Raw genomic sequence first — 1052 nt, 5'->3', positions numbered from 1 at the left:
ACCCGCTCGCTGTTCAAGACCGGCTTCTTCCAGGACATCCAGCTGAACCGCGATGGCAACGTCCTGATCATCAACGTGGTCGAGCGCCCGTCGGTGTCGAGCATCGAGATCGATGGCAACAAGGCGATCAGCACTGAAGACCTGATGAAAGGCCTGAAGCAATCGGGCCTGGCCGAAGGCGAGATCTTCCAGCGCGCCACCCTCGAAGGCGTGCGTAACGAGCTGCAGCGCCAGTACGTGGCCCAGGGCCGTTACTCGGCCGAGGTCGACGCCGAAGTCGTGCCGCAGCCGCGTAACCGCGTGGCCTTGAAGATCAAGATCAACGAAGGCACCGTTGCCGCCATCCAGCACATCAACATCGTTGGCAACACCGTGTTCAGCGATGAAGAGCTGCAGCAACTGTTCGAGCTGAAGACCACCAACTGGCTGTCGTTCTTCAAGAACGACGACAAGTACGCCCGCGAAAAGCTCTCCGGTGACCTGGAGCGCCTGCGTTCCTACTACCTGGACCGCGGCTACATCAACATGGACATCGCCTCCACCCAGGTGTCGATCACCCCGGACAAGAAGCACGTCTACATCACCGTCAACGTCAACGAAGGCGAGAAGTACACCGTTCGCGACGTGAAGTTGTCGGGTGACCTGAAGGTGCCGGAAGACCAGGTAAAGTCGCTGCTGCTGGTGCAGCCGGGCCAGGTGTTCTCGCGCAAGGTGATGACCACCACCTCCGAGCTGATCACCCGTCGCCTGGGCAACGAAGGCTACACCTTCGCCAACGTCAACGGCGTGCCACAGCCGAACGACCAGGACCATACCGTCGACATCATGTTCGTGGTCGACCCGGGCAAGCGTGCCTACGTCAACCGTATCAACTACCGCGGCAACACCAAGACCGAAGACGAAGTGCTGCGCCGTGAAATGCGCCAGATGGAAGGTGGCTGGGCTTCGACCTACCTGATCGACCAGTCCAAGACCCGTCTTGAGCGCCTGGGCTTCTTCAAGGAAGTCAACGTCGAGACCCCGGCGGTGCCAGGCACCGACGACCAGGTCGA

General features: G+C 60.6%; 1 protein-coding gene. It reads left to right on the top strand.

Features of this window, described 5'->3' with window-relative positions; genetic code table 11:
- Positions 1 to 1052, top strand: a 1052-nt coding sequence (gene bamA / locus ABE528_RS27300; protein WP_346654633.1) for an outer membrane protein assembly factor BamA, incomplete at both ends; no start/stop codon positions are given.

The sequence above is a fragment of the Pseudomonas sp. TWI628 genome, assembly GCF_039673865.1.
Lineage (GTDB): Bacteria > Pseudomonadota > Gammaproteobacteria > Pseudomonadales > Pseudomonadaceae > Aquipseudomonas.
Note: the sequence above shows the minus strand (reverse complement) of the source record. Positions and strands in the feature narration are given on the sequence as shown.